Source organism: Pseudonocardia sp. OZ21, assembly GCF_059359135.1.
Genome location: NZ_JCADBN010000003.1, coordinates 449,845 through 464,694 on the forward strand (window position 1 = coordinate 449,845; position 14,850 = coordinate 464,694).

Sequence of the window (14,850 nt, forward strand, 5' to 3'; positions counted from 1 at the left end):
TCAGGTCGCCGGTTCGGCGGCGGCCTCGGCCTCCTCGATCACGAGCGCCTCGGCCACCCGCTCGGGCGGGAGCGCCACCTGAAGGCCGATGAAGAAGATCACCAGCGCGAACACGGCCACCACGCCGAGGTCGACCCACGGCGGGATCACTCCGATGCCGCCGTACTGGCCCAGGTAGGAGATGATCCCGAGCCCGACGAACCACGGCAGGACCCAGAGCATCGCGCGCCCGTCCAGCGAGTGGTTGGAGGAGCTCTTGCCCAGCAGGTTCGAGAGCGTGAAGACCACCATGCCGGCGGCGAGCAGGATCAGCAGCTTCTCGACGGTCTGCCACGACGCCCAGTAGACGATCTCGCTCGCGAATATGAAGGCGATCGGCGAGATGACAGCAGCGCCCTTGAGCCGGTACGGGCGGAGCCGGTCGGGGTCGTTGCGACGCAACGCCATGAGCGTCACCGGCGCGAAGCCGTACATGATCACGGTCGCGGAGGTCACGAGGCCGACGAGGCTCTGCCAGCTGGGGAACGGCAGGAAGCAGATGATCCCGACCACGAACGCCAGCAGCAGCGACACCCACGGCACCCCGGCCTTGTTGAGCTTGGCCGTCGACCGTGGGACCTGGCCGGAGCGGCCGAGCGCATACGACAGGCGCGATGCGGTGCCGAGGTACACCAGACCGGTTCCGGCAGGCGAGATGAACGCGTCGATGTAGAGGATGACGGCGAGCCAGCCCACGCCGAGTGTGGTGGCCAGGGTGGCGTAGGGGCCGTAGTCGCCCTTGCCGACGGGAGTCGCCCAGCCGTGCAGCAGGTTGGCCGGGTCGAGCGCGCCGACGAACGCGATCTCGAGCCCGATGTAGATGACGGTGCCGATGAGGACGGCCCCGATCACGGCCCGGGGGAGGTCACGCTGGGGGTTGCGCGCCTCGCCGCCCAGTTGGACCGCCTGCTCGAAGCCCTGCAGGGCGAACACCACACCGAGCGGCAGCGCCGCGAACACGCCGTGGGCGCCGAACGGGGCGAGGCCACCGCCCGCGGTGAAGTTGCCGGCGTGGAAGGACACCACGATCAGCACGATGACGGTCAGGATCGGCACCGCCACCTTCCACAGCACGGTGACCCGGTTGGACTCCGCCAGCCACTTGACGCCCATGATGTTCACGACGGTGAAGATGGCTATCAGCACGACGGCGATGACGAGCCCGAGGCCGGTGAGGGCGCCGTCCCCGTTCACCAGTCCGGGCCAGGCGTGGTCCAGGTAGCTCAGCGCGGCCTCGACCTCGATCGGAGCGAGGGTCACCGCCTGGAGCCACCCCACCCAGCCGGCTGCGAACCCGGCCAGCGCGCCGAACGCGAGGCGCGGGTAGCGGGCCGTGCCGCCCGCGAAGGGGTACGCCGCCGCGAGTTCGGCGTGCACGAGGGCGAGCAGCACCATCACGACGCCCGCCAGCAGCCATGACAACACCGATGCGCCGCCTGCGGCGGTGGCCGCGGTGAGTGCGCCCAGCAGCCACCCAGAGCCGATGATGGAGCCGAGGGAGATGAACATCAGTGGGATCGGCCCGACGTCACGACGCAGGCCGGGCGCCGCCGTTCTCTCACGTCCGGTGGAGATTTCGGTCATGGGGAATGACTCCGATCAGGGAGACTGCGGACAGCGCACGAGCAAAGTAAATCCGGCTTTGCTATTCGGCCGCTCGATGGGTGGAAGCGTACGTGTGAGCTAACGTCAGTAAAAGGTGTAGCGGCGCCCAGCTCCGCGGATTTCCGAGAGGACTGTCCGAAATGCCAAGTATTGATTGACCGGATGTGCTCAGCGCAGCCAGAACCAGGCCAGACACGCAAGACCCGCGACGATGCAGTAGATGCCGAACGGACGTAGTGAGCGCGTCTCGAAGTAACGGGTGAGATACCGCACCGAGACATATGCGCCGAGCCCGGACAGCAGGCTGCCGACCAGGATCTGGGGCCGGATGCCGTCGCCGAGCGGGCCGGCGAGGTCGCCCACCTTGAGCAGGCCCGCGGCGAGGATCACGGGCGTGGCCAGCAGGAAGGAGAAGCGGGCCGCGTCGGCGTGGGAGAGCCCCTTGACCAGGCCGGTGACCATCGCGGAGCCGGACCGGCTGATGCCCGGCGCGAGCGCGGCGATCTGCGCCGCGCCGATCAGCACCGCTCTACCCAGGGGAAGTTCGGCGAGACGACGGTCCGCCAGTTCCTCGGCGGTGGCGGGCTCAGGTGCGCGATGCGTCGCCCCGCCGTGGCCGAGGTCGGCCCGGACCCGGGACAGCGGGACGGTGGCGGGATCCTGGACCAGCGGGACGGTCGCCGGTTCGGGGTCGCGCATCTCGGACCGCTGTCTCAGCCGCTCCCCCACGAGCAGGAGCACGCCGTTGACGACGAGAAATGCAGCAGTCGGCTGCGGCCTGCTCAGGTAGACCCGGAACACGTGCTCCAGCACCAGGCCTGCGAGTGCCACCGGAATGGTCGACACGACCAGTAGCCAGCCCAGCCGCTGATCGGGTTCGGTCACCTCACGGCGGACGATGCTGGTGACGAGACCCCGGATGATGCGGGCCCAGTCGCGCCAGAAGTACACGACCAGAGCGAGGGCTGTGGCCACATGCAGGCCGACGACGAAGGCCAGGTACGGCGACTCCGGTGAGCTGACGTCGAGATCCTGGGCCCAACTGCCCCCGATCACCGCGGGAATCAGCACGCTGTGTCCGAGGCTGGATACCGGAAAGAGCTCCGCGACCCCCTGCAGGCCACCGATCACGATCGCTTCCAGCCAACTCAAGGTGCCCACTGCGGTGCTCTCCTCGTTGCATATCGGTGCTCGGTCCGCACCCTAATGGAAATGGAGCATCGAGGTTCGGGGGTCGGTGCGAGGGGTATGTCGGGAAAGACTGGATATACGCCGCCCGACGGGAATTTCCGGTCCGGGCAGAGATTCCGATCGGCTCGGCTCCCGGTCGCTGCTCACGCGGAACAGGACGCAGAATCGACGGCATGGTGAACTCGCACGGCCGGCAGGCCTGAGCCATGGCCTTCGTCGCACTCGACACCGCGGTCCGACTCGGCACCGACGCGCTGCGCGCCCTCGGCTTCGGCGAGCCGGAGGCCGCGATCATCCTCGACCACCTCATGGACTGCGAGCTCCGCGGGCTCTCCTACAGCGGGCTCGCCCGGATCCTCAGCATCGCCGATCGGTTCGCCCACACCCCGTTGACCGACGCGGACATGCGGATCACACGGGAGTCGCCGGTGTCGGCGCAACTCGACGGCGCTGACCGCATCGGCTACCTCGTCGGCCGCCGCGCCACCGAGATCGCGGTGGAGAAGGCCCGGACGTCGGGTCTGGCCGTGGTGGGGGCGAACCGTACCTGGTACACGGGCATGCTCTCGTACTACGCGGAGATGGTCACCGGGGCCGGCATGGTCGCCATGCTCGCGTCGAACGCGACGCCGTGGGTGGCGCCGTACGGCGGGACCGAGCCGCGCTTCGGCACCAACCCGATCTGCTTCGGGTTCCCGACCGGCGGCGGGGTCCCGGTGATCTGGGACATCGGCATCTCCGAGATCATCCACGCGCAGGCCGTGCTCGCCCACCGCACCGGGCGCCCGCTACCGCCCGGCTCGGCCTACGACGCCGCAGGTGAGCCGACTGACGACCCGGTGGCGGCGCTGTCCGGTGCTTTCGCCGCCTGGGGCGGCCACCGGGGCAGCGGGCTCGGCATAGTCGTGCAGCTTCTCGGCATGTTGGCGGGGTCCCCCGCGTCGCCACCGCAGCTGGAGGACTTCGGCATGCTCGTGCTCGCGCTGCGGCCGGATCTCTTCGGCTCGCCCACCGAGTTCGAGCAGCGGACCGCGGAGTTCGCGGCCGCCGTGCGGGCGACCCGGCCGATCGATCCGGCAGTGGCCGTGCGCATGCCGTTCGAGCGATCGGCCGCCGTGCGTGCCGAGCGGGTCGCCACAGGGGGCATCGACGTCGAGCCTGCGGTGCTGGATGCGCTCCGCGAGCTCACGTCCAGCCCTTGACGTCGCCGCGGCGGGGGCACTGCGGACGGCGCCGGTCTCAGCCGAGGTGGCGTAGCTCCGGCCAGAGCCGGTCCCACGGCACCAGCTGGTCGCGCGCCACCCACACCGGCGTGCCCTGCTCGTCGTTCTCGAGCCCGACCCCGTTGTCGACCCGTCCGGCGTGCTCCACCCGGCCGAACCACCTGCGCAGCTGCTCCTCCTCGAACCCTACGGCGATCACGGTGGTGGCGTCGGTGGGCGGCCCCCACGTCCAGTAGGAGTTGTGGCCGCTGTAGGCCGGGCGGAGCTCGGGCAGAAAGCGATCGACGGCGCCGGCCTGCCCGTAGTTGCGCGTCAGGACGGCGACGCGCTCGGTGGCGGGCACGGTGTGGCGGGCCGCGGCGACGGTGGCCGCCAAGCGGGGCCAGCCGACGGTCTCACCCGCGTCGTAGTTGATGTCGACGATCGGTGTCGCGGCGAGCCGGTGGTCGGGCACCAGCGGCAGCATGAGGACGCTCGCCGCGGCCGCGCTCACTGCGAGCGCCACACCCAGGCTGATCGCCCGCCCCGTCTCGGAGCGCGCCCAGGCCAGCACCGGTGCCGCTCCGGCGGCGAGCAGCACGGGATAGAGGCCCGCCAGGTAGTAGGGCTTGCCGCCGGTGACGAGAAACAGCACCGCGAGCACCACGTAGGCCACGGCGAAGGAGCGCCACGTGCGGAGCCGGGGGTCACGAGCAAGGCGCCACCAGCCGAGCGCCCAGACGGGAACGAGCGCCGGGCTCACCAGGATCAGCTGGAACGGGAGGAACACGTACCAGGGCTCGCTGGTGCCGGAGCTGCCCGCGGCGATGGCAGCGGAGAGCGCCAGCTGCGGGAACCCGTTCGCGGCCTGCCAGACGAGGTTGGGCGCCCACAGCGCCAGCGCGAGCAGCCCGCCGAGCCACGGCCATGACGCTCGCAGTGCCGAGCGCGGTCCGGCCACCAGTACCCCGACCAGCAGGGCGCCCAGCAGGAACGCCGGAAGCAGCTTGTTCTGCAGCCCGACGCCGGCGACGAGCCCGACGGCGAGCCATACCGGGCCACCGTCGCGCAGGGCCCGCACCACGAGCCACGAGATCGCGGTCCACACCAGCAGGTCGATTGACGTGGTGGAGAGCATGTGGCTCACCACGGGGAGCAGCGCCGATGCCGTCATGCACGCGGCCGCGAGAACCTGGGCGCCCCGCCCGGCCCCGAACTCGCGAGCGAGCAGCCCGGTGAGCAGCACGACCATCCCTGCCGTCACCGCGGACGCGAGCCGCAGTCCGACGAGCGACCCGTCGAACAGGGTGTGGAGGGCGTGGGCGAGCAACGGGGTGAGCGGGGGCTGGTCGACGTATCCGAAGGCGGGCTCGGACCCGGCGCGGATGAAGTACAGCTCGTCGCGGTGGTAGCCGTACCGGCCGGCCACGGCGACCAGCAGCACCGCCACGGCTGTGGCGAGCGTGCCGAGCCAGATCCACGCGACGGGCTTCCGGCCGGGTGGACCGTCCGCAGCGCCGATCTCCCCCGTGGCGCCGATCACGCGTGGACGGTACCGCCCTGTTTGCCCCTTGGTGACCCTTTTTCCGCCGACTCCACGGCAGCGGACCGGTGCGCACTCCGTTGTTCCACGTGGAACAACCTGATGGTCATCGCTGCCTTGCGATGATCGCGGTATGACCGTGATCTGTGTGCTCACCACGGGTGATCAGGAGTTCCGGGTCCGTCGCGCCCGGCGCGCCGACGTGCCACACCTGGTGGCGCTGCTCGTCGACGACCCGCTCGGACGGGGAAGGGAAAGCGCCGAGCTCAGCGCCTACGAGGCTGCGTTCGCCGAGATCGACGCGTCCGACGAGCAGCTGTTGGTCTGTCTGACGACGAGTTCGGACGAGGTCGTCGGCACCATGCAGCTCTCGTTCACCCGGGGGCTCTCGCGTGGTGGGGCGCTGCGGGGTCAGGTGGAGGCGGTGCGGGTGCACAGCGCGTACCGCGACCGCGGGCTGGGCCGGCTGTTCGTCCGGTGGGCGATCGACGAGTGCCGCGCCCGCGGATGTGAGCTGGTGCAGCTCACGTCGGACCGCTCCCGCGTCGACGCGCACCGCTTCTACGAACGGCTGGGATTCGTCGACTCTCACCGAGGTCTCAAGCTCGTCCTGTCGTCCTGACCTCGGACGGCTCGTGCCGCGGCAACCAGGAGAGGTCGCCGCGGCACGAGCCGCGGGGTGCGTCAGGCGAGGATGTCGCCTGCGAGCGACGCAGCGTCGAACTGCAGGGCGCCGAGGTCGGTCGGGGCGGCGTCCGTGATGGCGCTCAGGGCGTCGAGGCTCGGGGTCGCCGGGAGCTCGGGCAGGTCGGCGGGGAGCGCCGGGAGCTCGGGCAGACCCGCCTCGGGGAGGGCCGGCAGCTCGGGGAGCCCCGGCAGACCGGCATCGGGGGTCGACGGCAGTTCGACCGCCGACACGTCGGGGAGTGCCGGAGTGTCCAGGCCGGCCGCGGCGAACGACGGGGCCTCGAACGCGAAGGCCTCCGGCAGCTCCGCCAGGCTGCTGGTCGGTGCGGCCGGCAGGCTCCCGAGGACGTCCGGGAGGGAGGCCGCATCCGGCAGGGCCGGCGCCTCGAGTCCGTCGACGCCGGGCACGGCAGGCAGCTCCGGGGTCTCGGCCGCGAAGGCGTGGCCGGCGAAGCCGACCCCGAGTGCTGCGATACCGGCCGCTGCGGCGGTCGTACGGATGGTGCGCCGGGCGAAACTGCTCATGTGGAGTTTCCCTTCGTACTGGGTGGCGTCGATGTCGATGTCGATCGACCGACGTTGATCAACTTGGTCAACGAAGGCTTCGCGGGCGGGGTGTGCCGATCAGCACGGAGTGATCACGATTCACTCTTTCCGGTGGTCGAGAACTCGGCGGGGCGAGCGGGTTCACCAGGACGGATGACCTCCGGACCCTTGACGATGTGACGCGGGTGAACGATCACGAACCGGATTCGGCATCATCACCGGAATGGCGTTGCTCGTACGGGTCGGAACCGGGATCGGTCTCGGGATCGGCGCCGGTGCTGCTGGAGTCGGTTGGTTCTACTCCTCGCTCCTGCTGGACACGTCCGAGCGTCCGCTGTACCCGGAGCGCGTTGTCGCCTCCGACGACGCCACGGTCACGCTGGCGGCATCGCGGTTGACCGCCCAGCCGGGGACGTGGGGCCTGCGGTGGCCCGGTCCCGACGGGGACGACGGAGGCGGGTTGGCGGTGCTCGGACCCGTCACGACGGTGCGGCGGGGCGAGGTGGTCCGGCCACTGCTCGGCGGCCCGGTCCCGCTGCCCGGCACCTCCGCCGTGCTCGACGCCGGCCCGTACGACCCCGATCCCGGGGCCCGCGGCCTGCCCTTCGACGACGTCGCGGTCGTCGGGCCGCTCGGGCCCTGCCCCGCCTGGCTCGTCCCGGCGGACGGTGACACGTGGGTGGTGATGGTGCACGGTCGCGGCGGCTCGCGCCGGGAGGCACTGCGGGTCCTGCCAGCCCTGCACGGGATGGGCTTCCCGGGGCTGGTGGTGACCTACCGCAACGACGCGGGCGCACCGAGGAGCCCGGACGGCTTCTACCACCTCGGTGACACCGAATGGACGGATCTCGAGGCGGCCGTCCGGTTCGCCCGGGACCGCGGCGCGCGGCGGGTCGTGCTGTTCGGCTGGTCCATGGGCGGCGCGATCATCGCTGCGCTGCTGGACCGCTCGCCCGAGGCAGCAGCCGTTGCCGCCGTCGTGTGGGACGCGCCGCTGGTGGACTGGCGCGCCACCCTGCGGCAGCAGGCCCGCAACCGGAGACTGCCTCCCGTTCTCAGCCGCCTCGCGACGGCGATGACCAGCAGGCGGATCGGAATCGACTTCGACCGCTTCGACCTGCGACGGCGGCCGCCGGCGCACCGCCCGCCCACGCTGATCGTGCACAGCACCGGGGACACGGCCGTTCCGGTGGGGCCGAGCCGGGACCTCGTGGCCGCGGCGCCCGCTCTCGACTGGCCGATGCGCTACCTGGAGGTGCCTACCGTGGAGCACACGGCGTCCTGGAACGCCGACCCCGCGGCGTACGAGCGGGCCGTCACATCGTTCCTGGCCGAGGTGCTGCGCTGACGTCCGGGAGACGGGCTGGCACCATGTAGACGTGACGGAACCAGGTAACTCCAAGCACACCGCGACGTTGCGGACGAACCAGGGCGATATCCGCATCACCCTCTTCCCGGACCACGCTCCGAAGACGGTGGAGAACTTCGTCGGACTCGCGACCGGTCGGAAGAGCTACTCGCAGCCCAATGCGAGCGGCGGCGACTCCGGCCCGTTCTACGACGGCTCGGTCTTCCACCGGGTCATCAGCGGGTTCATGGTCCAGGGCGGCGACCCCACGGGCACCGGACGGGGTGGCCCCGGCTACCAGTTCGGCGACGAGTTCCACCCCGACCTGCGCTTCGACCGCCCCTACCTGCTGGCCATGGCCAATGCCGGGCCCGGCACCAACGGATCCCAGTTCTTCATCACCGTCGGCCCCACGCCGCACCTCAACCGCAAGCACACCATCTTCGGTGAGGTGGCCGACGCCGAGTCCAGGGCGATCGTCGACGCGATCGCCACCACCAGCACCGACCGCTCCGACCGGCCGCTCAACGAGGTCGTCATCGAGCGCGTCGAGATCTCGGACTGACCGAGCAGTGAGCCACCCCGACGGTCCGCCGTCGCCCCCGCCTCATCCGGGGGGCCCTCCGCCGGGGGCGCCGGCCGTCTGCGTCCGGCACCCGGATCGCGCCACGGGACTGACGTGCACGCGTTGCGATCGACCTGCGTGTCCCGAGTGTCTGCGTGAGGCGTCGGTCGGCTACCAGTGCGTCGACTGCGTCGGCCAGGCCGCACGTAGTGGCAGGCGCGGCACCACGGTGGCGGGGGCCGAGCCGAGGGCCGGCCGCCCGTGGGTGGTGCCCACGCTGATCGGGATCAACACCGCGATCTTCATCTGGACCGTGGTGCAGGCGGGCAGTGTCAACGGAAACGCTGCCGCCCCGCTGTTCGACGAGTGGGCCCTCGTTCCCGTGCTGGTGCAGAACGGCGAGTGGTGGCGGCTGTTCACCTCGGGCTTCCTGCACATCGGGCCGATCCACCTGCTGTTCAACATGATCGCGCTGTGGGTGCTCGGCCGGGATCTCGAGATCGTGCTCGGACGGGGCCGGTTCCTGGCCGTGTACCTGATCTCGCTGCTGGGTGGCTCCGCTGCGGTGATGCTGTTCTCGGTGCCGAACCAGGCGGTGGCCGGCGCGTCCGGGGCCGTGTTCGGGCTGATGGGTGGGCTCGCCGTCGTACTGCGCAGGCTGCGGGCACCGGCAGGCCAGGTGATCGGGCTGATCGCGGTCAACCTCGTGATCAGCGTGCTCATCCCGGGCATCTCGCTGCTCGGCCACCTCGGTGGACTGGTGATCGGCGCTGTGGCCACCAGCGCGCTGGTCTACGCCCCCGTCCGGAACCGGACGGCGGTGCAGGCCGCCGCGCTCGTCGGGCTGACGATCGTGTTGCTGCTCCTGATCGCGGTGACCGCGCTCGTGTAGCGGCGCCGCGAGCCGACGGCGCGAACAGACGACGGCGGGGACACCCTGGGAAGGGTGCCCCCGCCGTGGCTCGTCGGGATGGATCAGGCGGGTGTACTGCAGCCGCAGCCCGTGGCGCAGCCGTCAGTGCCCCGCATCGGTGTCCTCGCTGCCATGCAGACTCCCTTCGTCGATTCCCCGTGATCCTAAACAGGTCCCGGGCGTCGGCACGACCGCTCATCCGGGCGGCTCCGGCTCACGAGCAGTGCCGGCGCTACGACATGTGAGGGATCCCGTCGGGGTGCTCGCGACGGGGTGACGCTCAGGGCCGGAGCGCGAGAAGTTGCGGTGCGACGTCCTCCGGGTCGGCGGCGAGATCGAGCCGGCCGAAGACGATCAGACGCTCGTCGCCGTCGGTCGTCACGGTGTCGACCTCCAGCAGCGAGGTCTGCCGTCCCAGCCTGCGCATCTGCAGCACCCGGACCTCACGAACCAGGGGCCAGGGGTGGTGGTGGGTGCGGAACATCCCGCTGACGGTCAGCCCGTCCGCGTCGACGCGCAGCCGCGGCCGGGCCCTGGTGCCGAAGGCCGCGGCGATACCGGCTCCGACGGCGGCCACGCCGGCCAGCAGCCGGCCGGCCGGATCGGCATCCGTCGCCGTGAGCGCGACGAACCAGCCGGCGGCGGCCACGGTGAACAGCCAGGCGCACACCACCAGGCCGGGGGCGGGACTCCACTCCCGGACCTGCTCACACATGATCACTCAGCGTGAACTTGTCCACAGCATCCGTCCACACTGGGGACTGCTTACATCCCTGTATTTCCGCTGGTCAGCGCCACCGCATGGTCATCAGAAGGCCGATTACGATGAGTACGAACCCGATGAAGAAGTTCCAAGGGCCCAGGGCGACCATGAAGTGGATCGAGTCGCCTGCGAGGTAGTTGACGACCAGCCAGATCAGGCCGACGAGCATCAGGCCGAGCATCACGACGACGTAGACGGGGTGGGTCGGCCCGGCCACCTTCACCGGCGTGCGGCTCTCGCTCGACGGCGGCGTGTAGACGGCCTTCTTCCGGACCTTGGACTTCGGCATGTCTGACCTCGCGGAATGTTCGGGGTGCTTGACCCCCACGGTAGCGCGCGGCCGGGTAGGACCCGGACCCGCAGGGCGTGCGTCCGCTCCGGGCTCAGGCGCTGGCGCTCAGAGCGGCCGTCTCCGCCGTGAGCGCCGCCACCGTCGGCTCGGCGGCCGGGTGCCCGGCCTCTGCCATCCAGTTGGCCAGGAGCCGGTGGCCGCCCTCGGTCAGCACGGACTCCGGGTGGAACTGCACGCCGACGACCGGGAGCTCACGATGGCGGACGGCCATGATCACGCCGGTCTCGGTGCGCCCCGTCACCTCGAGGGCGGCCGGCAGCGAGTCGGGGCGGATCGACAGCGAGTGGTAGCGGGTGGCGACGAACGGATCCGGCAGGCCGGCCAGCAGAGGGTCGCCCGAGTGGTGCACCAGCGACGTCTTGCCGTGGAGCAGTTCCGGAGCGCGCTCGACGATCCCGCCCCACGCCACGCCGATCGCCTGGTGGCCGAGGCACACGCCGAGCAGGGGAAGCCCGCGGTCGGCGCTCCGCCGGATCACCTCGATGCTGGACCCCGCGCGCTCCGGCGTGCCGGGGCCCGGGCTGACCAGCACACCGTCGACGTCGTCGAGCTCGTCCAGGTCGACCTCGTCGTTGCGCCGAACGGTGCTGTCGGCGCCGAGCTGGGCCAGGTACTGCACCAGGTTGTAGACGAAGCTGTCGTAGTTGTCGATCACCAGCACGCGCATACACGTAGTGTCCCCGAAAATGCGGACGGGCGTAGCGCGCTCTTAGTTGTTGCCGAACACGCCTTCGGAGAAGCGACCGCGCGTGAGGGTGATCTCGTCGTTCGGATCGGCCGTGGAACCGGCGGGGACGGACTGCTTGACCACCTTGCCGTCCTGGTCCGAGCTGTTGACCTCGGTGGTCTCCTGGCTGATGTTCCGGAAGCCCGCCCGCTGGAGGTCGCGCTGCGCGTCCGAGACGGACTCCCCGACCACGTTGGGCACCTCGACCTCGTTGCCGCGGGATATCTGCAGGGTGACCTGCGAGCCACGCGCCACCTTGCTGCCTGCCGGCGGATTGGTGCCCGCCACCGAGCCCTCGTCGCCGCCGCCGTCGACGTCCTGGGTCTGCACCCGGAAACCGGCTTGGGTGAGCGCCTGCTCCGCGTCGTCGGCGTCGCGGCCCGAGAGGTCGGGAATCTGGATGGTGGTCTGCTCGGCACCGATGACCACGGCGACCTCGCTCCCGCCAGGGGCCGACTCGCCCGGCCCCGGCGTGGAGGAGATGATCTTCCCGACGCTGTCGGCGTTCGAGGTCTCCTTCGTGGTTTGGGCGCCGATCTTCAGACCTTGCTTCGTGAGCAGTTCGGTGGCCTCGGCCACCGTCTTGCCCGTGAGGGCAGGCACCGTGGCCGTTTCGGGCCCCTTGCCCACCGAGATGTTCACGGCGGACCGCTCGGCGACCTCGGTGCCGACCGGCGGGTCGGTGGAGATGACCTGACCGATCTGGGCCACCTGGGACGGGACCTCCTGAACCGTGCCCAACACCAGGCGCGCGGCCAGGATCTGGTTGGTGGCGTCCACCTGGGTCCGCCCCACGACGCTCGGGATCGCCACCTGCTGGGGAGGTGGTGGCGGCCGCAGGAACTGGTAGACCCCGAACCCGACGACACTGAGCGCAACGAGCACCGCAACGACGATGCCGACGGTGCGGGCGGTGTTGCGCCGCGGTTCCTCGTCGTAGTAGTCGTCGTAGCCGCCGTAGTCGGCCACCGGCGCAGGCGCCGCGTTGTGCCGGCCGCCGTTGAGCCGGCGGGTGGGGCCGGTGGACGGGCCAGGCGCGAGCATCGCGGTGCGCTCGTCCTCGCTCATCACGAGCGGGGCCATCGGGCTCTGCCCGCTGCGCACCCGCACCAGGTCGGAGCGCATCTCGGCGGCCGACTGGTAGCGGTTGAGCGGGTTCTTGGACAGTGCCTTGAGCACCACGGCGTCGAGCGCGGCGGGGATGCTCGGGTTGACGTCGGACGGGCGGCGGGGGTCCTCCCGCACGTGCTGGTAGGCCACGGCCACGGGCGTGTCACCGGTGAACGGCGGGTCGCCGGTGAGCAGCTCGAACAGCACGCATCCCGCCGCGTAGACGTCGCTGCGGGCGTCGACCGCCTCGCCCCGCGCCTGCTCCGGCGACAGATACTGTGCCGTGCCGATCACGGCGGCGGTCTGGGTGACGTTCTGGCCCTCGCCGAGCGCGCGGGCGATGCCGAAGTCCATCACCTTCACCGCGCCGGCGCGGTTGATCATGATGTTGGCCGGCTTCACGTCGCGGTGGATGATGTTGTGGCGGTGGCTGAAGTCGAGGGCGGCGCAGACGTCCGCCATCACCTCGATGACCCGCTGCTGCGTCATCGGACCGGTGGTCTTGACGATCTCGCGCAGCGTCTGCCCGTCGACGTACTCCATGACGATGTAGGGGAGCGTGCCGGACTCGGCGCCCACCTCACCGGTGTCGTAGACCGCGACGATGGCGGGGTGGTTGAGCGCGGCGGCGTTCTGAGCCTCTCGGCGGAAGCGCATCTGGAACTGGGGGTCACGCGCGAGGTCCGCGCGGAGCACCTTGATAGCGACGTCCCGGCCCAGGCGCGTGTCGAGCCCGCGGTGCACCTCGGACATGCCGCCGTAACCGAGCACCTCGCCCAGCTCATAGCGCTCGGACAACAGTCGGGGGGTGGTCATCGCTGCCGGTTCCTGGGAGTCATGAGTGATTCGGACATCATGCCGGGCGCCATCGCCCAGTGGGGGCCGGTGTCGGCCATCTGAGCGCTGGACCGTCGATTTGACGGGTTCACCGGACGATCTTCGAGACGAGCGTGTGGTCGGACACCGCCGGTCCGGCCAGGACGCCCTCCCGGCTCGACACGGTACCGGTCGACGACCCCAGCGGGACCGGATCGGGTGACTGGCGACCGTCGGTCCGTGGACTGCGGACCAGGAACACTCCGACCAGTACGGCGGCCATCGTGAGCAGCACGAACAGCACGAGCAGCAATGTTCGCCCGGTGCGGGCCTTGGGCTGCAGGCGCAGTGGCTCGGTGCGGGCCGCAGGCGCGGGCACCGGTCGTTCCTGCGCGGTGCGGCGCATCGCGCCCGACGGCGTGCGAGGCCTGCGTTCCTGGCTCGGCTTGGCGGCCGGACGCCGCGCGGCGCCGCCGACCGCGGGCCGCGGCCGCGACGGCGTGGCCGGCGACCTCGTCGTGGTGAGGGGCATCTCGCCACTCACCGAGATGGGCTCGGGCAGTGGCTCACCCCGCCGGACCGCCGCGACGGCGAGGGCCAGTTCGCCTCCGGTGCCGTAGCGCAGCGTCGGGTCCTTCACGAGCACGGCCTCGATGAGCTCGCGGGCGCGCAGCGGGACCGTGGCGGGTAGGGGTGGGGGCAGCTCCCGCACCTGCATCATCGCGACCGCCACTGCGCTCTCCGCGCGGAACGGGCGGTGCCCGGCCAGGCACTCGTACCCGACGATCCCGAGCGAGTAGACGTCGCCTGCCGGGCCGGCCTCGGAGCCACTGGCCTGTTCCGGGGCGATGTAGTGGGCCGTGCCCATCACCATCCCGGACCGGGTGACCGGCACGGCGTCGGCGGCCTTCGCGATCCCGAAGTCGGTGAGCTTCACAAGCCCGTCGTTGCGGACGAGGATGTTGCCCGGCTTCACGTCCCGGTGCACGAACCCGCGCTCGTGGGCCGCCTGCAGCGCCCAGGCCGCCTCCTCGAGGAGGCGCAGCGTCTCGTCCGTCTCGATGGGTCCCCGCGAGATGAGTGTGGACAGCGGCTCCCCCCGCACAAGCTCCATCACCAGGTACGCCGTGCGGCGCCCGCCCGGCCCGTCGTCCTCGCCGTAGTCGTGCACCGCGGCGATACCGGTGTGGTCGAGCGACGCGACCGTGCGGGCCTCGATGCGGAAGCGGTGCAGGAACTCCGGGTCGTCGGACAGCTCCGGCCGCAGCACCTTGACCGCGACGCTGCGGCCCAGGCGGGTGTCGGACGCCTCCCAGACCTCACCCATGCCGCCGACGGCGATACGGCGGTCCAGCTGGTAGCGGTCGGCGATCTTCTGCCCCGCGGCGAGAACCGTCACGGCTGCTCCTCGCTGGTGCTCGTCGTGACTCCGGTGCCGTGCGC

14 protein-coding genes are annotated in these 14,850 nt (G+C 71.0%); 5 read left to right on the forward strand and 9 right to left on the reverse strand.

Going from position 1 to position 14,850, the window contains the following annotated elements; genetic code table 11:
* A complete protein-coding gene (locus AC5L35_RS08975; protein ID WP_495059082.1) occupies positions 1–1,623 on the reverse strand; it encodes an APC family permease in 1,623 nt (540 codons plus the stop codon).
* A 189-nt stretch (positions 1,624–1,812) separates the two neighbouring features.
* Entirely contained in the window at positions 1,813–2,805 is a 993-nt protein-coding gene (locus AC5L35_RS08980; RefSeq protein WP_495059083.1) for an undecaprenyl-diphosphate phosphatase, read from the reverse strand.
* A 236-nt stretch (positions 2,806–3,041) separates the two neighbouring features.
* Here AC5L35_RS08980 and AC5L35_RS08985 point away from each other — a divergent pair, with 236 nt between their 5' ends.
* Positions 3,042–4,037 (forward strand): Ldh family oxidoreductase, encoded by a 996-nt coding sequence (locus AC5L35_RS08985; RefSeq protein ID WP_495059084.1) that lies wholly within the window; start codon positions 3,042–3,044, stop codon positions 4,035–4,037.
* Between the two features lie 37 nt (positions 4,038–4,074).
* Here AC5L35_RS08985 and AC5L35_RS08990 read toward each other — a convergent pair whose 3' ends face one another.
* Complete coding sequence (locus tag AC5L35_RS08990) at positions 4,075–5,580, reverse strand: ArnT family glycosyltransferase (protein ID WP_495059085.1); 1,506 nt, start codon at positions 5,578–5,580, stop codon at positions 4,075–4,077.
* A gap of 133 nt (positions 5,581–5,713) precedes the next feature.
* Between AC5L35_RS08990 and AC5L35_RS08995 the strand changes: the two genes are divergently transcribed.
* The gene (locus tag AC5L35_RS08995) at positions 5,714–6,202 is read left to right on the forward strand and encodes a GNAT family N-acetyltransferase (RefSeq protein ID WP_495059086.1); all 489 of its coding nucleotides are present in this window, start codon (positions 5,714–5,716) and stop codon (positions 6,200–6,202) included.
* 62 nt (positions 6,203–6,264) lie between these two features.
* On the opposite strand, the gene AC5L35_RS09000 is transcribed toward AC5L35_RS08995, so the two are convergent.
* Positions 6,265–6,792, reverse strand: a complete 528-nt coding sequence (locus AC5L35_RS09000) for a hypothetical protein (protein WP_495059087.1) — start codon at positions 6,790–6,792, stop codon at positions 6,265–6,267.
* Between the two features lie 244 nt (positions 6,793–7,036).
* Here AC5L35_RS09000 and AC5L35_RS09005 point away from each other — a divergent pair, with 244 nt between their 5' ends.
* The 3 genes from AC5L35_RS09005 (at position 7,037) to AC5L35_RS09015 (ending at position 9,618) form a co-directional block, all read left to right on the forward strand.
* A complete protein-coding gene (locus tag AC5L35_RS09005; protein ID WP_495059088.1) occupies positions 7,037–8,161 on the forward strand; it encodes an alpha/beta hydrolase family protein in 1,125 nt (374 codons plus the stop codon).
* Positions 8,162–8,192: 31 nt separating this feature from the next.
* Entirely contained in the window at positions 8,193–8,726 is a 534-nt protein-coding gene (locus AC5L35_RS09010) for a peptidylprolyl isomerase (protein WP_495059089.1), read from the forward strand.
* 229 nt (positions 8,727–8,955) lie between these two features.
* On the forward strand, positions 8,956–9,618 hold the full coding sequence (locus tag AC5L35_RS09015; RefSeq protein WP_495059090.1) for a rhomboid family intramembrane serine protease: 663 nt from the start codon (positions 8,956–8,958) through the stop codon (positions 9,616–9,618).
* Between the two features lie 301 nt (positions 9,619–9,919).
* On the opposite strand, the gene AC5L35_RS09020 is transcribed toward AC5L35_RS09015, so the two are convergent.
* The 5 genes from AC5L35_RS09020 to AC5L35_RS09040 all read right to left on the reverse strand — a co-directional run bounded on the left by AC5L35_RS09020 (position 9,920) and on the right by AC5L35_RS09040 (position 14,806).
* Positions 9,920–10,354: a PH domain-containing protein gene (locus tag AC5L35_RS09020; RefSeq protein ID WP_495059091.1), complete on the reverse strand. Its 435-nt coding sequence runs from the start codon at positions 10,352–10,354 to the stop codon at positions 9,920–9,922.
* A 73-nt stretch (positions 10,355–10,427) separates the two neighbouring features.
* Positions 10,428–10,691 (reverse strand): cell division protein CrgA, encoded by a 264-nt coding sequence (gene crgA / locus AC5L35_RS09025; RefSeq protein ID WP_495059092.1) that lies wholly within the window; start codon positions 10,689–10,691, stop codon positions 10,428–10,430.
* 94 nt (positions 10,692–10,785) lie between these two features.
* On the reverse strand, positions 10,786–11,421 hold the full coding sequence (locus tag AC5L35_RS09030) for an aminodeoxychorismate/anthranilate synthase component II (protein ID WP_495059093.1): 636 nt from the start codon (positions 11,419–11,421) through the stop codon (positions 10,786–10,788).
* Between the two features lie 42 nt (positions 11,422–11,463).
* The gene (gene pknB / locus AC5L35_RS09035) at positions 11,464–13,407 is read right to left on the reverse strand and encodes a Stk1 family PASTA domain-containing Ser/Thr kinase (RefSeq protein WP_495059094.1); all 1,944 of its coding nucleotides are present in this window, start codon (positions 13,405–13,407) and stop codon (positions 11,464–11,466) included.
* Positions 13,408–13,516: 109 nt separating this feature from the next.
* Positions 13,517–14,806 (reverse strand): serine/threonine-protein kinase, encoded by a 1,290-nt coding sequence (locus tag AC5L35_RS09040; RefSeq protein ID WP_495059095.1) that lies wholly within the window; start codon positions 14,804–14,806, stop codon positions 13,517–13,519.
* Positions 14,807–14,850: the final 44 nt, after the last annotated feature.

Coding starts and splice junctions, on each gene's coding strand:
- AC5L35_RS09020 (WP_495059091.1), bottom strand. CDS start 10,354: ATGTGTGAGCAGGTCCGGGAGTGGAGTCCCGCCCCCGGCCTGGTGGTG.
- crgA (WP_495059092.1), bottom strand. CDS start 10,691: ATGCCGAAGTCCAAGGTCCGGAAGAAGGCCGTCTACACGCCGCCGTCG.
- pknB (WP_495059094.1), bottom strand. CDS start 13,407: ATGACCACCCCCCGACTGTTGTCCGAGCGCTATGAGCTGGGCGAGGTG.
- AC5L35_RS08985 (WP_495059084.1), top strand. CDS start 3,042: ATGGCCTTCGTCGCACTCGACACCGCGGTCCGACTCGGCACCGACGCG.
- AC5L35_RS09005 (WP_495059088.1), top strand. CDS start 7,037: ATGGCGTTGCTCGTACGGGTCGGAACCGGGATCGGTCTCGGGATCGGC.
- AC5L35_RS08995 (WP_495059086.1), top strand. CDS start 5,714: ATGACCGTGATCTGTGTGCTCACCACGGGTGATCAGGAGTTCCGGGTC.
- AC5L35_RS09000 (WP_495059087.1), bottom strand. CDS start 6,792: ATGAGCAGTTTCGCCCGGCGCACCATCCGTACGACCGCCGCAGCGGCC.
- AC5L35_RS08975 (WP_495059082.1), bottom strand. CDS start 1,623: ATGACCGAAATCTCCACCGGACGTGAGAGAACGGCGGCGCCCGGCCTG.
- AC5L35_RS09030 (WP_495059093.1), bottom strand. CDS start 11,421: ATGCGCGTGCTGGTGATCGACAACTACGACAGCTTCGTCTACAACCTG.